This window comes from Paenibacillus sp. FSL K6-1122, assembly GCF_037977015.1.
Lineage (GTDB): Bacteria > Bacillota > Bacilli > Paenibacillales > Paenibacillaceae > Paenibacillus > Paenibacillus amylolyticus.
In genome coordinates, this window is the sequence record NZ_CP150272.1 from 3,719,686 (window position 1) to 3,738,678 (window position 18,993).

Here is an 18,993-nt window from a genome sequence, read left to right on the forward strand (position 1 = left end):
AGGCACACAGTGACAACTTCCATTCAGATAGAACCCGTTTGTCCCCAGTTTCATCAAGCTGTTGCTGAACTCATGGCTTATGGTTTTGGACACAAATTTCAAAAGATCACTTCATTGTCCATAACTGATCTGGCTTATGTATTTGAACAGTTGCTCAATCATCCGCCCATAGAACAGAGTACTCTTCGAGTCATTGCTCGTGAAAATGAGGAGATTGTTGGCACCATGTGCTTGAAATGGAAGGAAGCAGATAACAGAGTAGCAATAACAAGCGTTCGTGCCAATCCTCATTGGTGGAGCCAGTGCAATAGAGTTGGCATGTGGAAACTGCTTCAGTTAATAACTGGTTTACATCTGCTGAAGCATACTCCTACATTAGGCGAATGTTATGTGGAAGATCTGGTTGTACATCCACAGCACCAAGGCAAGGGAATTGGTACGCAGTTGCTTCAATGGGCACAGAAATATATGTTGCAATCCAAATCAATGTCATCTCTTAGCTTGCATGTGGCAAGTCAGAATCATCAAGCGATACAGTTATATGAACGCTATCAATTTCGCAAGCAGTATAGCACAAACAGCTTTCTGACCGGCCTGCTCTTAGGCGAAAACCAATGGCATTACATGATTTACAAAGGAGATAGTTATGTTTAATTGGAAAAAACGATACATCTCAGTTATTGTGGCAATCTTACTGATGGTTGGTGCAGGACTGTACATAGTCAATCAAAGTGATTTTGACATGGAGGAACAAACCATTGAAATTCAAGCTCCACAGGGTAAGTTAACAGGTACGCTCACTTTACCCAGATACCATTCAGGCAAGTTAGGTCTAGTACTGTTTATTCACGGTGACGGTCCGATAGACTCTACTCATGGTGAGGGATACAAACCGTTATGGGAGCGACTGGCATCGATTGGGTATGCATCCTTGTCGCTAGATAAACGGGGAATCGGGGGTTCAGAGGGAAACTGGCTAGATCAAAGCATGGATGATCGTGTTGTGGAGGCACAACACGCAATTGCATGGGCGAAAGAACAATCCATCATTGATGATTCCAAAATAGGCGTATGGGGTGCCAGCCAAGCAGGCTGGGTGATTCCTAAGCTTGCTGGGAAAGAACATCTCGCCTTCAGTATCTTGGTATCACCAGCGATAAACTGGTTGGAACAGGGAGAATACAACACACGTAGCCAAATGGCGAAAGACGGTCATTCCACGGAGGAGATTCAAAATCAGGTCGATTATGAAAACCAGATTAAAGAGATTTTAAAGAAACATGGCACATATGAAGAGTACACCAAGATTGCTCGAGAGCATGATCTGATTTCCAAAGAACGCTGGAACTTCATAAAGAAAAATTTTGCTTCAGATGCCACGGCGGATTTACATCATTTCAAAACCCCTGTACTCCTTCTGCTTGGAGAAGATGATGTGAATGTGGACATTGTTGATACAGAGCAAGCATACCGTAAAGGAATTCAGCCATCTTCCTTGCTTCATGTGAAAATATTCTCTAATACAGAACATTCGATGTTACCAACCTCTATTGCAGGCTCGGAATGGAAACAATCACTACGATTTCTGTTTGCTCCGAGAAGCATTACAGTGGATGGGTATATGGATGAAATAGAACATATGTTGACCACTTCTTCCTTATAAAAGACGGTTTACGATCTCTTCGTATCACCAGATAGATATTTGTCATTTCGAAATGAAAGAGCAGGGTCAGGGAGCGCCCTTATCCTGCCTTTTTGCGTGTTATACGTTAACTACTGTGCCAAATGTTCCAGATCCGGCTGCAATTTGGTCCGCAAAACATATAATATAATGGCCCCAACTAGGAACGCCACGGCATCCGCAATAACGAGCGACCAGATCACTCCATGAAAGCCATTCATTTGATTAGCGATATACAATACAGGAATTAGTGTAATCCCTTGAATTATGGACATAACAAACGCGGCGGTTCCTTGGGCTGTTGCTTGGAAGATCCCCATAAACAAAGAAGTCATTCCTGTAATAAACAAGGATAAGAAGGTTACATGAAGAATGTAGCTACCCATTTCAATTAATTGCGGGTCAGTCGTAAATAAACCAATCAAGTGGTCAGAGATCAGATAAACAATAACACCGAACATGACGGCTAAGCCCAAAATAGCTTTGATCGTGAATCCAATCGTTTGTTTCATACGTAATTTGTTCGCTGTGAATGAGAAGGCAATCAACGGCACAACTCCCTCGCACAAGCCCATCAGAATAAATTCAGGGAATTGCAGTAAACGTGATGAGATTCCATACCCCGCAACGGCCTGATCGCCATATTCAACAAGAAAAAGGTTAAGAATAAGTGACATTGCACCCAAGAAGACACTCATAACAAAGACGGGAACACCGATTTTGAACACATTGCTCAGGATGTCCTTGGTCACCTTGAACCATTTCAGGGAGACGGTTAAGAATTGACTCTTATAACTCATATGGTAAGCGTAAAATGCACTCGCAACCAAGTTGGAGATGACGGTAGCAGATGCAACGCCAATCACACCCCAATGGAAGACAAAAATGAATAGTGCATCGAGGATAATATTTATAACAACACTGAGAATCATACCGGTCATAGAAGTCATTGCTGAACCTTCTGAGCGCACGATATTCTCCAGGGTGAAGAATAAGATGACGAAGGGTGAACCCATAAGCATAATCGTGACATACTCTTTCGTAAATCCGAAGGACTCTGGCGTTGCCCCCAGCCCATGAACGATTGGTTCAATCAGCGGGAGCCCAACGGCCATCACAATAATTCCGAGAACTAAACTGCTGTAAAAGGCAAATGAAGATACATGCTTCAGATCATCTACTTTTTTCTCTCCCAGCAAACGGGAGATGAATGTGCCGCTGCCTATACCAATTAAATTACCAAGGGCCATGATAACCGCGAATAAAGGTAAAGTTAATGCGAGTGCGGTTAACATTGCCGTATTACCCAGTGTGCCAAGGAAATAGGCATTCAAGATGGAGTAAATAACACTCATTGACGTGCCTAGCATCATTGGGACAGCAAAATGAGCTACGGCTTTGGCGATTGGTGCTTTTTCAAAGTAATGGAGGTTTTCTGCATCCATGTGGGTCACTACTTTCTTCGTTAATATTGATCTAATCTAACACCGTTAGATTGAACCTTACAGTGTTAGATGTTATCATGAACTTATGAACCTGTAAAGCATAAACTTACACTGTTAGATTAAAGGGCGGATACCGATGAAAAAACAACAGCCTCAGATTTCGGAAGATAAGATTTTGGAAATTTCGTGGGAGCTTCTCGGGGAAGAGGGCATCGAGAAATTCAGCATGAGACGCTTGGCAGACAAGTTGGGGATTCAGGCTCCATCTCTTTACTGGTACTTCAAGAGCAAGCAGACGCTCTACCAGCGTCTGGCCAACCAGATATCGAAAATTATTCTGGACGAGTTTCATACTGAAGGGGACTGGAAGGAGCAGATGGAGGGGCTTGCGGTGACGGTACGGAGTGTGCTCAGCAGATACCCGTGCTCCACACAGCTCATGATGATGACGCTGCCCCATGAACCGGACATGATCCGCTTCACCAACCGCATGTTGCTCTGCATGGAATCAACACCGCTAGAGCAAGAGCAGAAATTACAGGCCGTTCTTACACTGGTCAACTATGTATTCTATTTCGTACTCGACGATTATCAGCATCAGCGCAATATCTCTGCTGTTATTAAGGACCAGGAAGCACTTCAGGGTGAAGAGATGATACATCTTCTGGATTCTATGAGTGAGAAGGAAGCTGGACTCTTTAGCAGGATGTATAAGAACGGTCTGTTTGAAGTGATGGGAACCGACGGAGCTTTCGAGTTCGGCTTGAAGCTTATTTTGCTCGGGATTGAACAGATCATAAAGAAACCCACCGAGAATTAAACTCCGGTGGGTTTCTTCTTATACTAACGTTAATCCCTTTATCAGTCTAAAATTTAGCCTGAATTTCTTTTAAAAACAAATCCGCAGCAGTCGAAAAGACCTGATGTTTTTTCCAAACGATATTTAACCCAGATTCAAGTCTTGGCTCTAGAGGTCTGAAACAAAGATCGCTTTCACTGGACGTATTCACTATTTTATCAAGTGTTAATGCATAACCAATGCCTTCTTCAACCATAATGGCAGCATTATATGCAAGATTGTATGTAGTTACGACGTTTAATTTGTCAAAATCTTCACCAAACCAATCCGCAAACTCATTTTTCGAAAATGTCTGCTTCATCGACTGTCGTGAACAGATCAGTGGAACATGTAATAAGTCTGTAGATCGAATCGTATCTTTGGAGGCGAGTGGACTTTCTTTTCTCATGACCACTCCCCAAACATCCTTGTCGGAGAAATTGATATAGTTATATTTGGAAACATCCGCTGGCTGGATTAGAATACCGAAATCAAGGAGTCCCTTGTCAAGCCGCTCAGTTACATCATCTTCGTTGCCGCTGTATAGGTGATAGCGTATATTGGGATACTTATTCTGAACTTCTTTTGCCACTCTTGCAATCTGTTTCATGGCTTCCGTTTCTCCACCGCCTATATAAATATCTCCACTTATGGTTTCTTCCATTGATTCAAATTCTGCCTCTAATTTATCGACCATACCCACAATTTCTTCAGCCCTATTTCTTAAAAGCATACCTTCATCTGTGAGAATAATACTGTAACTACTGCGAATAAATAATTTCTTTCCCAACTCTTGCTCGAGGTCTTTCAATTGTCTGGACAAGGTGGGCTGCGTAACATGCAAGAAATCAGCAGCGCGTGTAATACTTCCTTCTCTGGCGACCGTAAGAAAATAACGCAATACTCTAATCTCCATCGTAACTCCTCCTTTATCCTTTATATTCTACAATAAACCTTACAGAAATGCCTTTCAAGCATAACTTGTTATAAGATATGAGTATTTGCTATGTGGTGTATAAACGCTAAACTAAAAAGCAAGGCAACTGGAGAAGAAAATGAAAGGAATGAATGATATGGATAAGACAAAAGTATGGTTTATCACTGGCGCTGGTCGAGGTATGGGCACAACTATTGCTAAGGCTGCTTTAAATGCTAGACACAAGGTTGTTGCTACCGGCCGGAATCCCGATGCAGTGGTTCGCGCGATTGGTGATTCCGAGAATGTAATGGTTGTCCCATTAGATGTTTGCGAGAATGCTGATGCACATGCCGCAGTAAAGGCGGCAATTGACGAGGCCCAACCGCCGCAACGCTTCATTGCAGGAGCCGACGCGATAGACATTGCAGAGCAGAAAATTGCCAACCTTCAGTTAGAGATCAATGCTTACCGGGATCTCTCTAAATCCATGGCATATGACAACTAAACGAAATCAACTGCTTGTATTCATTCTGACCTTTGGTGTATTCAGTATTTTAAATACGGAGATGGGCGTAATCGGAATCTTGCCTTTGATTGCAGAACATTACGAGGTCAGTATCTCAACCGCTGGTTTGATCGTGAGTCTTTTTGCGCTTGCGGTTGCTATATCTGGCCCCATTTTGCCCTTATTATTTTCGGGCATGAACCGCAAGCATGTCATGTTGTTTGTACTTGGCATTTTTATTGTGGGCAGCCTGGTCTCCGCCATCACATCAAACTTTACGGTATTGGTCATTGCACGTGTCGTTCCGGCTTTTTTCCATCCGGTCTATTGCTCATTGGCATTTACGGTCGCAGCGGCGTCAGTCCCCAAGGAAGAAGCGCCGAAGGCAGTGGCTAAAGTATTTGTAGGCGTGTCGGCAGGGATGGTACTTGGAGTACCCCTTTCGAGCTTGATTGCCACCAGCACATCGTTGTTCTATGCGATGTTGTTCTTTGCCGCCGTAACGATCGTTGCATTTGTAGCAACACTTCTTTTTGTGCCCTCAATGCCAGTTACGAAAAGAATCTCTATGGGTACTCATCTGTATGTATTGAGAAGATCCGTGATGTGGCTATCCATTGCTGGCGTGATTTTCATGAACGGAGCTGTATTTGGGGTCTATAGTTACCTTGCCGAGTTTCTGAAAACCGTGACAAGATATGACTGGAACACCGTCAGTGTGTTGTTATTTCTATATGGCTTGGCCAATATGGTTGGGAACATGATAGCAGGGAAACTGCTCGCTAATTTCCCTTTAAGAACGATCAAGATGTATCCCATTGCATTAATAACGGTATACATCTTGTTGTTCACCTTCGGACAATTTAGTGTGCCAACAGCCTTCCTTATTTTCATCTGGGGGATCATAGGAGGCATAGGAGGCAATATCACTCAATATTGGGTGGTATCGGCAGCACCAGAGGCACCCGAATTGTCGAATGGGATCTTTCTAACCTCTTCCAACCTGGGAACAACACTTGGTGCTAGTGTATGTGGACTAATCGTAACTGGAATAAGTACACAATATATTGTAGTTGGAGGAATCGTGTTCCTTATCTTTAGTATTGTAACGAATTACTTCAGAATCTCCATGACTGGCCGATTCGAGGGCTCCAAAGTTGAAGGATAAGAGGCGGATGTAGTGATAGCCGTTATACATTACCGTTTCGGCATTTTGCTCTCATCCATATACAACAAGTTCCAGCGGTGACCGTCCAGGTCGGCAAATCCCGCGCCGTACATCCAGCCGTCTATTTCACCCGGCTTGCCAAAGATGGTTCCTCCAGCTAACTCGACTTTTTTAATAAAAGCATCAACTTCTTCTCTGCTGTCAGCACCAATGGAAAATATCACTTCTGCGCTATGGGAAGTATCTGCGGTTTTGGCACCTGTAAATTTCTCAAATGTTGCATCCGGAAACAGAAGAATCGTTGTTGAGCCTATGACAAGCTGGGCTCTCTCGCTGCCAACATTCTCCCCATGGAATCCAATCTCATTGAAAAAGGTAGTGGATTTCACAACATCTTTCACTGGAAGGTTCATCCAGATTTTTTGTGACATGGCTGTAGCCTCCTAGAGTATATTTTCAACACTCTTACTATACTCTACCTCAATTCAAAATTACATAATCGTGTACATACGATTATGTAAGAGTTAGAAATAACTAATATAATGAAGGATGATTTAAAGAAATCTGCATCTTTCTAATCAGTTCAAAACCCAAACCAAAAGAGCAATCTCCAATGAGGTTGCTCTTTTGGTCATGGCTTATTATGTCTAACGGTGTATACGCAGTTTCTTCCTCCGGCTAGAATGTATTCTCCCCGTTCAATATGAACATTATCGCCTAGAACTGTTTTGAATAAATGTAACTCATTCTTGCATAACCCGGTACATACCGCGGCCGCTTCACAGATCGGACAATGCTTCTCAATGAATAAGAGACTACCATCATCCTGCTCCTTAACCTCGGCCATATAACCTTCATTGGTGCGAATTTCGGCCAATTTCTCCAATCTCTCTCTAACTCCTGATGAATCGCCAAGATGCTGAAGATATTGTTCTTGCATATTTTTATTTCGAACATCCAGCAGCTTGTCCAGCCCTTCAGTACCAAAAGCCTCTTTCATCGAATTGATGAGGCTGACGGATAGATCCGAATATCCACTTGGAAAAAAACGATTAGCCGCGGGAGTTAATATCCATAACTTGGTGGGACGACCCATGGGACGGGCCTCTTCCACAGTGGTGACCAATCCTTCTCCTTTTAGCGCATTCAGATGTTGACGAATAGCCATTCCGGATAACGAAAACTGAGAGGAGAGAGTGACAACATCCATTCCCCCGCGCTCTTTTAACAGATTGATAATTGCTCTCCGGGTACTGGTCGAGACATCCTTTTTAGTTTGATTTCCGCTCATGGTGCACCTCCTTGTGACGAACTGAATCTACATGACTAACTACATTTTAAACAAAAATGTTGACAAAGTCAAAGCCGAACTGTAGCTTAGACATTATAAACAAAAATGTTTACTAAGTATCCGGATACGATGTATACATACCAATTTTCTTGGAGGTCACATTTCATGTCGTCTAATCATCAAAGTATTTTCAGCCCGCGTTATTTTGCACTAACCATAGGGATTATTTTGTCAGTGATGGCCGTTGGATTCGAAGGTTTATCCGTCACCACCATTGCTCCTTCAATTGCTGGAGACTTGAACGGCCTTAGCCTGTTCGGATGGATATTCAGTACCTATCTGCTTGCGCAGATTATCGGAACGCTGGTCGTCGGTCGAATCATTGATAAAAGAGGACCTGCAGCACCGTTCACTTTTGCACTTCTGTTGTTTATCCTAGGGCTGATCGCTGCCGCAACCGCAGGCGACATGTATACCATGATAGGATCACGGGCTCTACAGGGTTTGGGTGCCGGAGCTATGATGACTTGTGTGTATACAGCTATATCGTTAAGTTACCCGGATGAGTTACGTGCCAAAATTCTTGGAGCATTTGGTACTGCCTATGTTCTTCCGTCCATGCTCGGTCCATATGTAGCAGGAGTTATCGCAGATCAGTGGTCCTGGCGCTTTGTTTTCTGGGGGATCTTACCTGTGCTGGTGGTTTCAGCATTGCTTAGTTTACCTGCCTTTAGGAAATTGAAAGTGCAGAAGACGGGAGGGGATACCGGATCTTCATCCACTTGGATGGCGTTACTCTTAACGTTGGGTACAGGGATTTTCCTGGTTGGTCTAAGTAGGCTTCCGAGCATTATGGGATTTGTTTTAGTCATAATTGGCTTCGTATTGATGATATTTCCTCTCCGTAAATTGCTACCGAAGGGAACACTTACGTTGCGCAGAGGAATGCCAGCTATTTTGGCGACACGTGGATTGTTCTTCGCTGCCTATACTAGTACACAGAATTTCCTGGTATTGGCTCTAATCGATGTGAAAGGAATTACACCTTCTCAGGCCGGATTAATTGTGGCGAGTGCTGCATTAAGTTGGTGTATCATTGCGTATCTGCAAGGACGGTGGGATGCGGCAGATCAGGGCAGTGGACGTCATATGAGAATTATTCTTGGCGTATTGTTACTTGCCATAGGGATTGCCATCGTATTTTGGGTACCTGTTGTGACCGTTACCATTGCAGTTATTGGTCAGATCATTGCAGGAGTTGGTATTGGATTGGCGCATCCAATTAGTGGTGTTGTCGCATTTTCCCAAACGGGGGAAGAAGGCGTGGGCCAAACCTCGGCAAATCTGCAATTTGCAGATTCTTTTACACCTGGTGTAGTGATCGGCATTGGTGGTTCCATTCTTGTCGTGTGTCAGGCTGGCGGTATGTCACTTCAATCCGGCTTAATTGTAGCCATGGGTTTCCATCTCTTGTTGATCGTCACGAGTATCATTGCCAGCACTCGGATCTCACCACGAAGATGAATAAGGAAGTGGGTGTACAGACCATTGCTCACTGAGGATCCGAATAAACTATTTACAGCTTATCGCATCATCGGAACGAAATGGACGATCCATATTTTATGTGCTCTGTCTCAAGGCCCGAAGAGATTTGGTGAAATATTCGATAACATTCCTTCCATTTCCGAAATGATCCTCTCCAGACGTTTAAAGGGTCTTCAACATGATCATTTGGTCAAAAGAACAATACGGACACGCCCTACACAAATTATTTATGAACTTACGCCAAAAGGAGCTGCTCTTGCAGCATTCATACCCTGTCTAATGGACTGGGATACCGAATTTCAAAATGATACCACCGGGAGGAATAAAGATGATCATTGAGGTCAGTGATACAGCATCGGACAAAATCGTTGAGATCTTATCAAGTGCGGATATCCAAAATGCCTTTCTTAGAGTAGGCGTTGATGAAGGGGGATGCAGTGGTTTATCTTATACCCTTATCGTGGATGAACAGCAGGCAGAAGAAGACATTGTGTTAAATAAAAAGCAATTTAAGATATTGGTTCACGCGAACAGTATTCCATATATTGATGGTCTTGAGATTGACTATGAAGAGAGCGGAATGTTAGGCGGATTCACCATGAATAATCCAAATGCCAAAGTTTCGTGTGGATGCGGGGCCAGTTTCAGAATGGCCAATTATCGTGGCGAAGTGAAAAAATGTGACTGAACTGAAGGAAGGAGTGCAGAGCAATGATCTCATTTGTAATATCTGACCAAGCAATCGATTCATTTAAGAATGAATGGGAATTAGAAGAGGACCAATATGTAAGGATTTACGCAAAATATGTCGGAGGAGGCTCCGATGCTTTTACAATTGGCATAAATGCGAGTGCTACACCGGTCGATCCCGCTTTGGTTCAATCCATTGGAGGATTTCATTTCTTTGTTGAAAAAACAGATGCCTGGATCCTGGAGGATGAACTTCTCCAAATTGACTGTAATGAAGATGGCATATTTTCAAGCAAAATCTCCTATTGAACATGGGGCACCTATTCTAGACCATAATCTTACTTTTTAAACATTTAACTTTACAAAGTATAACACTTCATGTATATTCAGGAAGTAAAAAGGTTTATTTTACCATAATATCCATCAAATTATGGAGGTGTAGAAGACAAACAACAATCAGATTGGGATTTTTGATGCTCAGTACAGGGCGCCTACAATTGGGATTATGCTGGTTCTGGCAACCGTAGCTTTTGAAGGACTGGCTATCACAACGATTGCCGCGAAAATGGCACAAAGTTTAGATGGCATTCATTTATACGGTTGGATCTTCAGCGCATTTTTGTTATCTCAGCTTATTGGAACTTTGGTTATGGGTCAGCAGATTGACAAGCGCGGTGTTTTTACATCTATGCTGATATCTTTTAGTGTTTTTGTATTAGGAACTGTGGTCTCCGCTATTTCTTTCGATATGCACATGCTTATTGCCGGAAGAGCCCTTCAAGGTTTTGGAGCAGGGGCCCTGATCACATGCGTTTATACCTGTGTGACGTTACATTATCCAGATACACTTCGTACTCAAATCCTGGCCGCATTCTCTATGGCATTTGTCCTACCAACCTTAATCGGACCTTATGCAGCAGGCCTTATTGCTTCCTACATCTCGTGGCGATATGTTTTCTGGATCGTTTTACCGTTGATTGGAATAGCGTTGAGTCTCACATTCCGTTCTTTCCGTAATTTGCAGCTTCAGCAAGATCTGTCAGGTCCAGCGCGAGCAACTGACTCAAAGATTATGTATGCGATTCTGCTTGCGGTTGGAACGGGGCTGTTACTCACAGGACTTGGTATGATAACCGATTGGAAAGGCATAGTACTCACTTTGGCTGGATTAGTCATCATGATCCAACCAATGCGTAAATTGCTGCCAGTAGGGACTTTTTCGGTAAAAAAAGGATTGCCTGCTACTTTGGTATCGAGAGGGCTATATGTTGCTTGTTATTTTACAACGGAAAGTTTTGTGATCTTGGCGCTAACCGAAGTGAAGGGGTTATCAGCTGACCTTGCTGGCCTCATCGTAGCAGCAGGTTCTCTGAGCTGGTCCGCCGCAGCGTGGTTACAAGCCAAGCTTGATGCACGAGATCAAGGTCGTGCCCGAAAGGGTAGGGTCATGACGGGCATTGGGATTATGATCGTTGGAACTGCACTTGTGATCCTGGCTCTTATTTTGACGGACGGCGGGATTATACTCATCCTTCTCTCACAAATGATTACAGGGTTCGGTGTTGGATTGGCCAACCCTACAACAGCAGCCATTGCTTTACAACATGCCTTGCCCAGGAAAGAGGGAGAAATGTCTGCGAATCTGCAATTTGTGGATTCCTTCTATATGGGCGTAAGCATTGGCGTTGGTGGCGCTCTGATTGCCTTGTCCGAAACGTTACAGTGGGGCATATCGACAGGTGTTTTGATCGTGTTAACACTGCAATTATTATGGGTCTTGTTAAGTTTCTTAGCATCACTACGAATTACCAAACTCGTTCATCAAGAACATCATCCAATCAACCAAGTGAAGGACAACATCTCCATGTAACGGATGACGACCGCGTCGTTAAATACATCACGAAGAACGGGGGGACTAATTGCATTGGGAGGTGGGTAAGATGGCACGTGTATTAGTAGTCATTACTCCAGCTGAAGGACATGTGAATCCATCATTAGGATTAGTTACTCAGTTGATAGACAATGGTGAGGAAGTCATCTATGTGTGCACGGAGGAGTACCGTTCCCGAATTGAACAAACCGGTGCCCAGATCATTACCTATCCGTTTCCACAAGATGCCTTCTCTCATGATCCGGTGTTGAAACCCCAGGAATACAAGCATCCGTATCAGTTCATTTATATGATGGTAAGTATTATTCGGAGGATCATCCCCAATGTGCTACAGGTTATCGAGGATCAAAAGTTTGATTATATGATCTTTGATTCCCTGATGGGATGGGGAGGGACTATTCTTGCAGAAAAACTGGGAATTCCTGCGGTGTGCTCGATTGCGTCCTTTGCTTTTGTGGAGCCTCTGGGGTCTAGCTCAGTTCTGAATGAGACGGAGACGAAGGAGCTTTATGAGGCTACGATGAAGATCACAACGAAGTTAGCTGAAGAGCTTCAAGTGAGTATTCCAGCCATGGAAGAGATTCCGGCACATGTAGGTCAGTTAAAGCTCGTGTACACCAGCCGTTATTTTCAGCCGCAGGCAGAAAAGCTGGATGATCGTTTTATTTTCACGGGTCCTTCGATCATAACACGTCAAGATGCTCCGACCTTCTCGTTTGAGGTGCTTCGTGAACGGTACCCGCAAACCGTGTACATTGCTATGGGTACGATTTTAAATAAAAATTTGGATTTCTATCAGCTTTGTTTTGAAGCATTAGGGGATCTACCCGTGAATGTTGTTTTATCTTCAGGAAAATACACGGATATGGAGCCGCTGGATGATCAAATACCTCCTAATTTTATCGTCAAGCCATACATTGCCCAGTTGGACATGCTGCAGCATACCGATGTTTTTATTACACATGCTGGAATGAACAGCACAAGTGAGGCGTTATATTACAACGTTCCGATGGTGATGATTCCATTAACATCGGATCAGCCTCTTGTCGCCAATCGGGTACAGGAGTTGGGCGCGGGTATTACTTTAAATAAACATAACCTCAATGCAACTGATTTGAGAGAGGCATTAACAGAAGTACTACACAATTCACTTTATAGACGGCAGGCTTACCTCATTGGTGAATCTTTAAGGCAGGCAGGCGGTTACAAGCGAGCTGCCGAAATGATCATGAGTCATATGGGTTCAGGCCGGGGGAGTTACACAATTTAAATGGTTTTCCATTCAAAGTCGCTTAATAAGCGGCTTTTTTTGGTTTTAATAGTCTTAAGACTTGACCTACAGTTAACTCTATGTCTTATACTCGATTAGGCTTGCAAATTATATAAGGAATTGGAGATTTTATTTATTATGGCGAAGAGCACGAATTGGAATGTTTTTGGACTGGCAATACTACTAGGTTTATTTTCTACATTAGGTCCATTTACGATTGATATGTATTTACCGGCTTTTCCGGAGATTGCACAAAATATGAATACAACGGCATCACTTGTACAATTTAGCCTTACTGCTTGTTTATTAGGACTGGGTGTAGGACAACTCGTTATGGGTCCTTTGAGTGACGCGTACGGTAGACGTAGACCATTGTTGATCTGTATGGCAGCCTACATTATTTGTTCCTTGGCATGTGCTTTTGCTCCGAATATCGGACTATTGATTTTGTTTCGTTTCACGCAAGGATTTGCGGCTTCAGCTGGAATTGTCATTTCCCGTGCGATAGCTAGAGATCTGTATAGTGGACATGAACTCACTAAATTTTTCTCTTTGCTTTTGCTTGTAGGGAATTTGGGGCCTTTGGCAGCACCCATCGCGGGAAGTGGGGTTCTTTCATTCACAACCTGGATTGGCGTGTTTATCTGCCTTTCATTCTTGGGAATTTTCTTATTAATCATGACAAAGTGGAGCTTAAAAGAAACACACCCCGTCGAAAGACGTATAGTTCCTGACTTCAAACAGCAATTGGGTAATTACAGAATGCTTCTTCGTGACCGCAAGTTTGTTGGTTACATGCTGGCACAGGGAATCATGACGGCAGGGGTCTTTGCTTATGTGGCCGGAACCCCATTCATTTACCAAAATATATATGGAGTTACACCCACAGTATTTGCTATATTATTTGCTTCAAACGGCATCAGCTTGATCATCGGATCTCAAATCGTGGGTCGATTGGCCAAACGTATCCCTGAGCAGACGCTACTATTATCTGGTCTATGGCTTGCTATAATAGCAAGTGTGGCTGCTTTGGTCGTAACCCTGGCTCATGGTCCACTTTTCGCATTGGTGATTCCATTGTTCTTCTTCGTATGCTCGATCGGCATTACGTCTACAGCGGCATTCCCACTTGCCATGGAGAGTCAAGCTAAGATGGCCGGCAGTGCAGCAGCACTGCTCGGCGTTGTTCCTTTTCTTCTGGGTGCACTGGTTGCTCCTCTGGTCGGCATCGCGGGTGAGGACACTGCCGTCCCGTTAGGACTCACTTTATTAATGACCAGTATCATTGCGATTGTTACTTATTTCCTACTCGTTAAAAACGTCCCGCAGCATACACCTAATCATGCCCAGTCTAATGCTGACTTCTAGTATAGAAGGAACAGCTCGCCAAGCATTGGCGTGAGACATGAATGAATATGATTCCATCACAAGTCGCTGCAATAGCGGCTTTTTTTTGGTTTTCCGTACTGAACCCTCAGCCTGAATTCAGGTAAGGCATTGTTAGATAATGGAGAGGCTAGGTAGGAGGGGGCTGCTCACTGCTTCATTTGATATAAGCTTAATCTATCTTGTACAGCATTCAGGGCTTCTTTCGGAATTTCCTTCACCTTGATATCTTCTCCTAGAAAAAGCAACCAATTGGTGATTTCGGTTAACTCTTCTGAGTTATGAACATTCATAAATGCCTTTAGGAGAGCCGTAGTCTGGTATGGATTCGTATAGGCAATTGAAAACTTTAAAGGATGGTATTTTTTGAATTGCGCAATCGCCTTTGGGCCAAGTTCCAGGACAAGGTTGATAACTTCTTCCTGCGTATTTCGTTTGAGTTGTTCTACAATCTTTTTTGTACTCAGTCTTTTTTTCGCCGGGTATGCTTCGACATGGATGAGGTTGTCAACGGATACGATTCGTCTTTTTTCTTCCTCCAGGTCAAAACCTTCAATGATCCAATGGCCTTTTTGATGATGAAGGTGCAAGAGAACGATGGGATAGGACTTTGTTTTCTTCTCTTCTTGGACAGTAACTAACAAATAACGTTCTATAAGAAGAATTTGGATGAGTTTTTCCAAGGTAGGGTGAGGCAGGTCTGATAGATCAAGCAAGTCTGGATTATGGGGATTGGTCCCTTCAAAAAGCAATATTTGATTCAAATGTACAAGGTCATCTTGCTGGTTTTCTGAGATAAGGCCCAATAATTTTTCAGTTAAAGATTGACGACTCTTTAGATAAGGAAGCTGTTGATTTCTTGTCGCCATAAAAGCAATGAATAACGCTTTGATTTCATTATCGGTAAACCGTACCGTGGGCAGGAGGGAGTTGTTCATGACAAAATAACCCCCGTCCCGCCCAACTTCAGCGACAAGTGGCATTCCCATGGCTTCAATTTCTCTGATATCTCGAATGGCTGTTGAACGAGAAATATTAAATTCTCGCATGATTTCAGAGATGGTGAAGTGTGCACGGTTATTGATATACCGCGTGATGGTATTAATGCGTTCAACTTTTTTCATTGGGCCCCCTAAACAGTATCATATTCTGACATGATTTAAGGTTATTATAAACCTATCAAGTGAAAACACAAATCAATTGAAAATTCAAAGAGGACGGTGTAAATCATGAGTAATTATCATTTTGAAGAAAAAGAGAGCTTTATCGTGTTAGGTATTGGAACGGATCTTAAGAGCGACTATACAGACTATGTTGGCATCAGCAAGGAGAAGGCGGATTTTTGGTCCACGGTGAAAGAGGATGGAAGCCTGGACAAACTAAAGTCTCTGGCAACAAACGACTACATTTTTGCTGTAAACGAAGCAGTGAATAACCAGATGATGCATTATGCTGGTGTCATGACAGCAGAAACTTTGCCAGAAGCAACGAGAGTAATCCAATTTCCTAAGGGAGAATACCTGGTTGTGAAGGGCGAAGCTGAAACGGCTGATGCGCTCAATAATATGCTTACTGGCATTGCCTTTGGTCAAGCCCTCCCCGTAGAAAAAGATTATGCCTATGTTGGCGGTCCAAATACAACAGTTGAAATGGGAGAGAAAAACGGTTTGGTATATGGTGAAATGTGGATTCCTGTTGTAAGGAACTAACGAGCAGGGGAGATTGGATAGTCGGTCGTATATCGTTTAAAGTCACGAACATAGTACTATTAAAAGCCGCTAATGTAGCGGTTTTTTTGTTGTTCATTAGGAGCATAATCATACATGAAAACAGCAGATCACTAATAAAATAGGTGAAAGGAAGAATTATGGAAGGGAGCAGTCTGAGTGAATACTCGTCTCGCTGAAACAACCATTTGTGGGGAGTTCCATATAAATTCAGCAACCATAACAGAGGTTTTAACCCTGTGGTCAGCATCTTCAACCTTAAAAGTACATGGTACAGTAAGTATTTATAATCATAAACAAAGTAATTCATCTGTCTTTTTGAACATAATACATAATGAAGGAACGTGTTCGCTTCCTGTTCTACCGGGTAACACCTGTGCTTTTAGCTGTGCCGGAATGCATCATATTGAAGTGGAGATTGAAAAGAGCTTAAACAATATTGCAAGCGGCACATTTGGAATAGATATATACTATCAAGTTCTAAATGAAGAAGAGGATGAGGAATAAATGGAAACAAAGTTGGAATAGCCCGAACCACTACTATCTCCCCACATATATTTATAGAAAGAGCATTTTTAAGGAGGTTCACAAATGGCTCAAATTGGTAATTGTAATAATACGGTTTCTCCAGCGGTGGTGAACGATGCCGTATGTACTACGATAAATTTGTCAGATACGGGAGGGACACCAACAATTATATACGAAAATTCCTCAACGTTTCTGATAAACGGAACTATTCTAATTGAGAATAACGGAGTGGGGGCTTCACCCACCGCTGCTTTGCTTATTGACGGTGTTCAAATTCCTGGTTTTGTCGTAGCCCCAGGTAGCAGTAGATCTTATACTGCACCAACAATTAATTCTATAAGTCTCATTGGAGCCGGTGCGGGAACAACAAGTATCAAAATTGCGTTCTCTTTGAATTACAGATTCTAAGTATAGGATATTCAATGTGAAAGAATCCCTTCTTTTATAGGAAGTGGATTCTTTTTTAGTTCAATGTCTAGTGATTATCATTTAATAGATTTAGTATTCCTCAAGTATGTTATCATATTCTTTGGGATGACGGCTTCATTCGAGAATAGCTAAGTAATAAGCATTTTTTATTATTTACATAAAGTCAATGGAAGGCAGGAGATATAGCAGTATGGTCACGCTGATACTTTCGCTCGTTATGATTATAAACATATTACTCTCAGCGGTATTTTTGTTTTTTGAAAGGAGAGACATTGGTTATACTTGGGCCTGGCTCATGATATTTTACTTCATTCCTATTTTAGGTTTTATCGTTTATCTCTTTCTGGGACGTAACCTCAAAAAGAAAAATTTCTACGGACTCTCAGCTGAAGAGAGAAACTCTCTAAAGTTAATTGTCGAGAACCAGTTAGTGACATTGAAGGAACAACGTAAGGAAAACAACCCACTGCTCATGAAATATGCTGACCTGATTCAATTGAATCTCACTTCATCCAATGCAATCCTAACCAATGACAATGAGATATTCATCTTCGATGATGGACAAGAGAAATTTGATTCATTATTTGCTGATATCAAGGAAGCCAAGAAAGAGATTAACATCCAATATTACATTATTCAACCGGATTCCTTAGGGAAGAAATTACGAGATGAATTAACTATAAAAGCTAAAGAAGGCGTAAAAGTGCGAGTTCTCTATGACGAAATTGGTTCAAAGAAACTTTCATTGAAGTTTTTCAGAGAACTGATCTCTGCCGGTGGAGAAGTAGAGGTCTTTTTCCCGTCACTGATTAGGCCATTAAATTTCCGTATGAATAATCGAAATCATCGAAAACTTTGTATTATTGATGGGGAGATTGCTTATATTGGCGGATTTAATCTGGGAAATGAGTATCTAGGCATGGATAAAAAGTTTGGATACTGGCGTGATACACATTTTAAAATGCACGGAGATGCCGTTAATCATATTCAAGGCAGGTTTATTTTGGATTGGAAACACGCCAGCAAATCCGATCAAGTAAGTTACGAACAATACTCCTTCAACACAGCAAGGCTTGATGGTTCAAGTCCAGTTCAGATTGTGTCTAGTGGTCCTAACTCACAGGTGGAACACCTGAAGAATATGTACATCAAGCTTATAGTAAATGCCAAAAAGAGTGTGTATATTCAAACGCCTTACTTTATTCCTGACAGCACTTTTATGGATGCATGTAAAATCGCACTGCTATCCGGGGTGGATCTGCGCATTATGATTCCCAATAAGCCCGATCACCCGTTTGTATATTGGGCGACTTGGGCGTATGCTGGTGAATTATTGGACTATGGAGCCAAGATTCTGTTGTATGATAATGGATTCTTACACGCAAAGACCATTGTAGTAGACGAAGAAGTCGCTTCAGTAGGGACGATGAATATTGATTCCCGGAGCTTTAGGTTGAATTTTGAGGTGAATGCAATTGTATATGACGAGCGAGTTGCGAAACAACTTCAAGAATTGTTTCATCAAGATAGCCAGTTAAGTACAGAACTTACTTCTGATCGTTATAGAAATAGGTCCCTTATTATAAAATTTAAAGAAGGAATATCACGTCTTCTTTCACCTATTTTATAGGTCAGCTTCACTGCCGATGTTATACTCAACCAGGCACGATAAAGCTTTTC

The 18,993-nt window shown here is 42.5% G+C and carries 20 protein-coding genes; 15 read left to right on the plus strand and 5 right to left on the minus strand.

Features of this window, described 5'->3' with window-relative positions; translation table 11 throughout:
• The first annotated feature begins 9 nt into the window (after positions 1-9).
• Positions 10-654, plus strand: coding sequence for a GNAT family N-acetyltransferase (locus NSQ20_RS16870; RefSeq protein WP_339287002.1), 645 nt, complete (start codon positions 10-12; stop codon positions 652-654).
• Positions 647-1,663, plus strand: coding sequence for an alpha/beta hydrolase (locus tag NSQ20_RS16875; RefSeq protein WP_340030384.1), 1,017 nt, complete (start codon positions 647-649; stop codon positions 1,661-1,663). Before NSQ20_RS16870 ends, NSQ20_RS16875 begins: the two co-directional genes overlap by 8 nt.
• A gap of 110 nt (positions 1,664-1,773) precedes the next feature.
• Here NSQ20_RS16875 and NSQ20_RS16880 read toward each other — a convergent pair whose 3' ends face one another.
• On the minus strand, positions 1,774-3,126 hold the full coding sequence (locus NSQ20_RS16880; RefSeq protein ID WP_340030385.1) for an MATE family efflux transporter: 1,353 nt from the start codon (positions 3,124-3,126) through the stop codon (positions 1,774-1,776).
• 136 nt (positions 3,127-3,262) lie between these two features.
• Between NSQ20_RS16880 and NSQ20_RS16885 the strand changes: the two genes are divergently transcribed.
• Entirely contained in the window at positions 3,263-3,946 is a 684-nt protein-coding gene (locus NSQ20_RS16885; RefSeq protein ID WP_340030387.1) for a TetR/AcrR family transcriptional regulator C-terminal domain-containing protein, read from the plus strand.
• A gap of 46 nt (positions 3,947-3,992) precedes the next feature.
• On the opposite strand, the gene NSQ20_RS16890 is transcribed toward NSQ20_RS16885, so the two are convergent.
• Positions 3,993-4,880, minus strand: a complete 888-nt coding sequence (locus NSQ20_RS16890; RefSeq protein ID WP_036615607.1) for a LysR family transcriptional regulator — start codon at positions 4,878-4,880, stop codon at positions 3,993-3,995.
• A gap of 139 nt (positions 4,881-5,019) precedes the next feature.
• On the opposite strand from NSQ20_RS16890, the gene NSQ20_RS16895 reads away from it, so the two are divergent.
• The gene (locus NSQ20_RS16895; RefSeq protein ID WP_340030388.1) at positions 5,020-5,388 is read left to right on the plus strand and encodes an SDR family NAD(P)-dependent oxidoreductase; all 369 of its coding nucleotides are present in this window, start codon (positions 5,020-5,022) and stop codon (positions 5,386-5,388) included.
• A complete protein-coding gene (locus NSQ20_RS16900) occupies positions 5,378-6,556 on the plus strand; it encodes an MFS transporter (RefSeq protein ID WP_076317832.1) in 1,179 nt (392 codons plus the stop codon). The genes NSQ20_RS16895 and NSQ20_RS16900 overlap by 11 nt, the downstream gene beginning before the upstream one ends.
• A gap of 29 nt (positions 6,557-6,585) precedes the next feature.
• On the opposite strand, the gene NSQ20_RS16905 is transcribed toward NSQ20_RS16900, so the two are convergent.
• Complete coding sequence (locus tag NSQ20_RS16905; protein ID WP_307536333.1) at positions 6,586-6,987, minus strand: extradiol dioxygenase; 402 nt, start codon at positions 6,985-6,987, stop codon at positions 6,586-6,588.
• A gap of 200 nt (positions 6,988-7,187) precedes the next feature.
• The gene (locus NSQ20_RS16910) at positions 7,188-7,847 is read right to left on the minus strand and encodes a metalloregulator ArsR/SmtB family transcription factor (protein ID WP_036671328.1); all 660 of its coding nucleotides are present in this window, start codon (positions 7,845-7,847) and stop codon (positions 7,188-7,190) included.
• Between the two features lie 165 nt (positions 7,848-8,012).
• Here NSQ20_RS16910 and NSQ20_RS16915 point away from each other — a divergent pair, with 165 nt between their 5' ends.
• From NSQ20_RS16915 to NSQ20_RS16940, 6 genes are all read left to right on the plus strand, one after another.
• Positions 8,013-9,371: an MFS transporter gene (locus NSQ20_RS16915; RefSeq protein WP_340030390.1), complete on the plus strand. Its 1,359-nt coding sequence runs from the start codon at positions 8,013-8,015 to the stop codon at positions 9,369-9,371.
• A gap of 349 nt (positions 9,372-9,720) precedes the next feature.
• Entirely contained in the window at positions 9,721-10,080 is a 360-nt protein-coding gene (locus tag NSQ20_RS16920) for an iron-sulfur cluster assembly accessory protein (RefSeq protein ID WP_017688344.1), read from the plus strand.
• 23 nt (positions 10,081-10,103) lie between these two features.
• Positions 10,104-10,391: a hypothetical protein gene (locus NSQ20_RS16925; protein ID WP_076327548.1), complete on the plus strand. Its 288-nt coding sequence runs from the start codon at positions 10,104-10,106 to the stop codon at positions 10,389-10,391.
• Positions 10,392-10,587: 196 nt separating this feature from the next.
• A complete protein-coding gene (locus NSQ20_RS16930) occupies positions 10,588-11,952 on the plus strand; it encodes an MFS transporter (RefSeq protein ID WP_076327547.1) in 1,365 nt (454 codons plus the stop codon).
• 70 nt (positions 11,953-12,022) lie between these two features.
• Positions 12,023-13,243, plus strand: coding sequence for a macrolide family glycosyltransferase (locus NSQ20_RS16935; RefSeq protein ID WP_340030391.1), 1,221 nt, complete (start codon positions 12,023-12,025; stop codon positions 13,241-13,243).
• Positions 13,244-13,381: 138 nt separating this feature from the next.
• On the plus strand, positions 13,382-14,611 hold the full coding sequence (locus NSQ20_RS16940) for a multidrug effflux MFS transporter (protein ID WP_036615585.1): 1,230 nt from the start codon (positions 13,382-13,384) through the stop codon (positions 14,609-14,611).
• A gap of 167 nt (positions 14,612-14,778) precedes the next feature.
• Here the strand turns inward: NSQ20_RS16940 and NSQ20_RS16945 are convergent, their stop codons facing one another.
• Positions 14,779-15,753, minus strand: coding sequence for an HTH domain-containing protein (locus NSQ20_RS16945; protein WP_340030392.1), 975 nt, complete (start codon positions 15,751-15,753; stop codon positions 14,779-14,781).
• Positions 15,754-15,858: 105 nt separating this feature from the next.
• Here NSQ20_RS16945 and NSQ20_RS16950 point away from each other — a divergent pair, with 105 nt between their 5' ends.
• The 4 genes from NSQ20_RS16950 to cls all read left to right on the plus strand — a co-directional run bounded on the left by NSQ20_RS16950 (position 15,859) and on the right by cls (position 18,943).
• A complete protein-coding gene (locus tag NSQ20_RS16950) occupies positions 15,859-16,338 on the plus strand; it encodes a GyrI-like domain-containing protein (RefSeq protein ID WP_127548714.1) in 480 nt (159 codons plus the stop codon).
• 177 nt (positions 16,339-16,515) lie between these two features.
• Positions 16,516-16,863 carry an S-Ena type endospore appendage gene (locus NSQ20_RS16955; protein ID WP_076327543.1) on the plus strand — a complete coding sequence of 116 codons (348 nt, stop codon included), beginning with the start codon at positions 16,516-16,518 and terminating at the stop codon, positions 16,861-16,863.
• Between the two features lie 84 nt (positions 16,864-16,947).
• Entirely contained in the window at positions 16,948-17,292 is a 345-nt protein-coding gene (locus tag NSQ20_RS16960; protein WP_339199872.1) for an S-Ena type endospore appendage, read from the plus strand.
• A gap of 211 nt (positions 17,293-17,503) precedes the next feature.
• Complete coding sequence (gene cls / locus NSQ20_RS16965) at positions 17,504-18,943, plus strand: cardiolipin synthase (protein WP_282321342.1); 1,440 nt, start codon at positions 17,504-17,506, stop codon at positions 18,941-18,943.
• Positions 18,944-18,993: the final 50 nt, after the last annotated feature.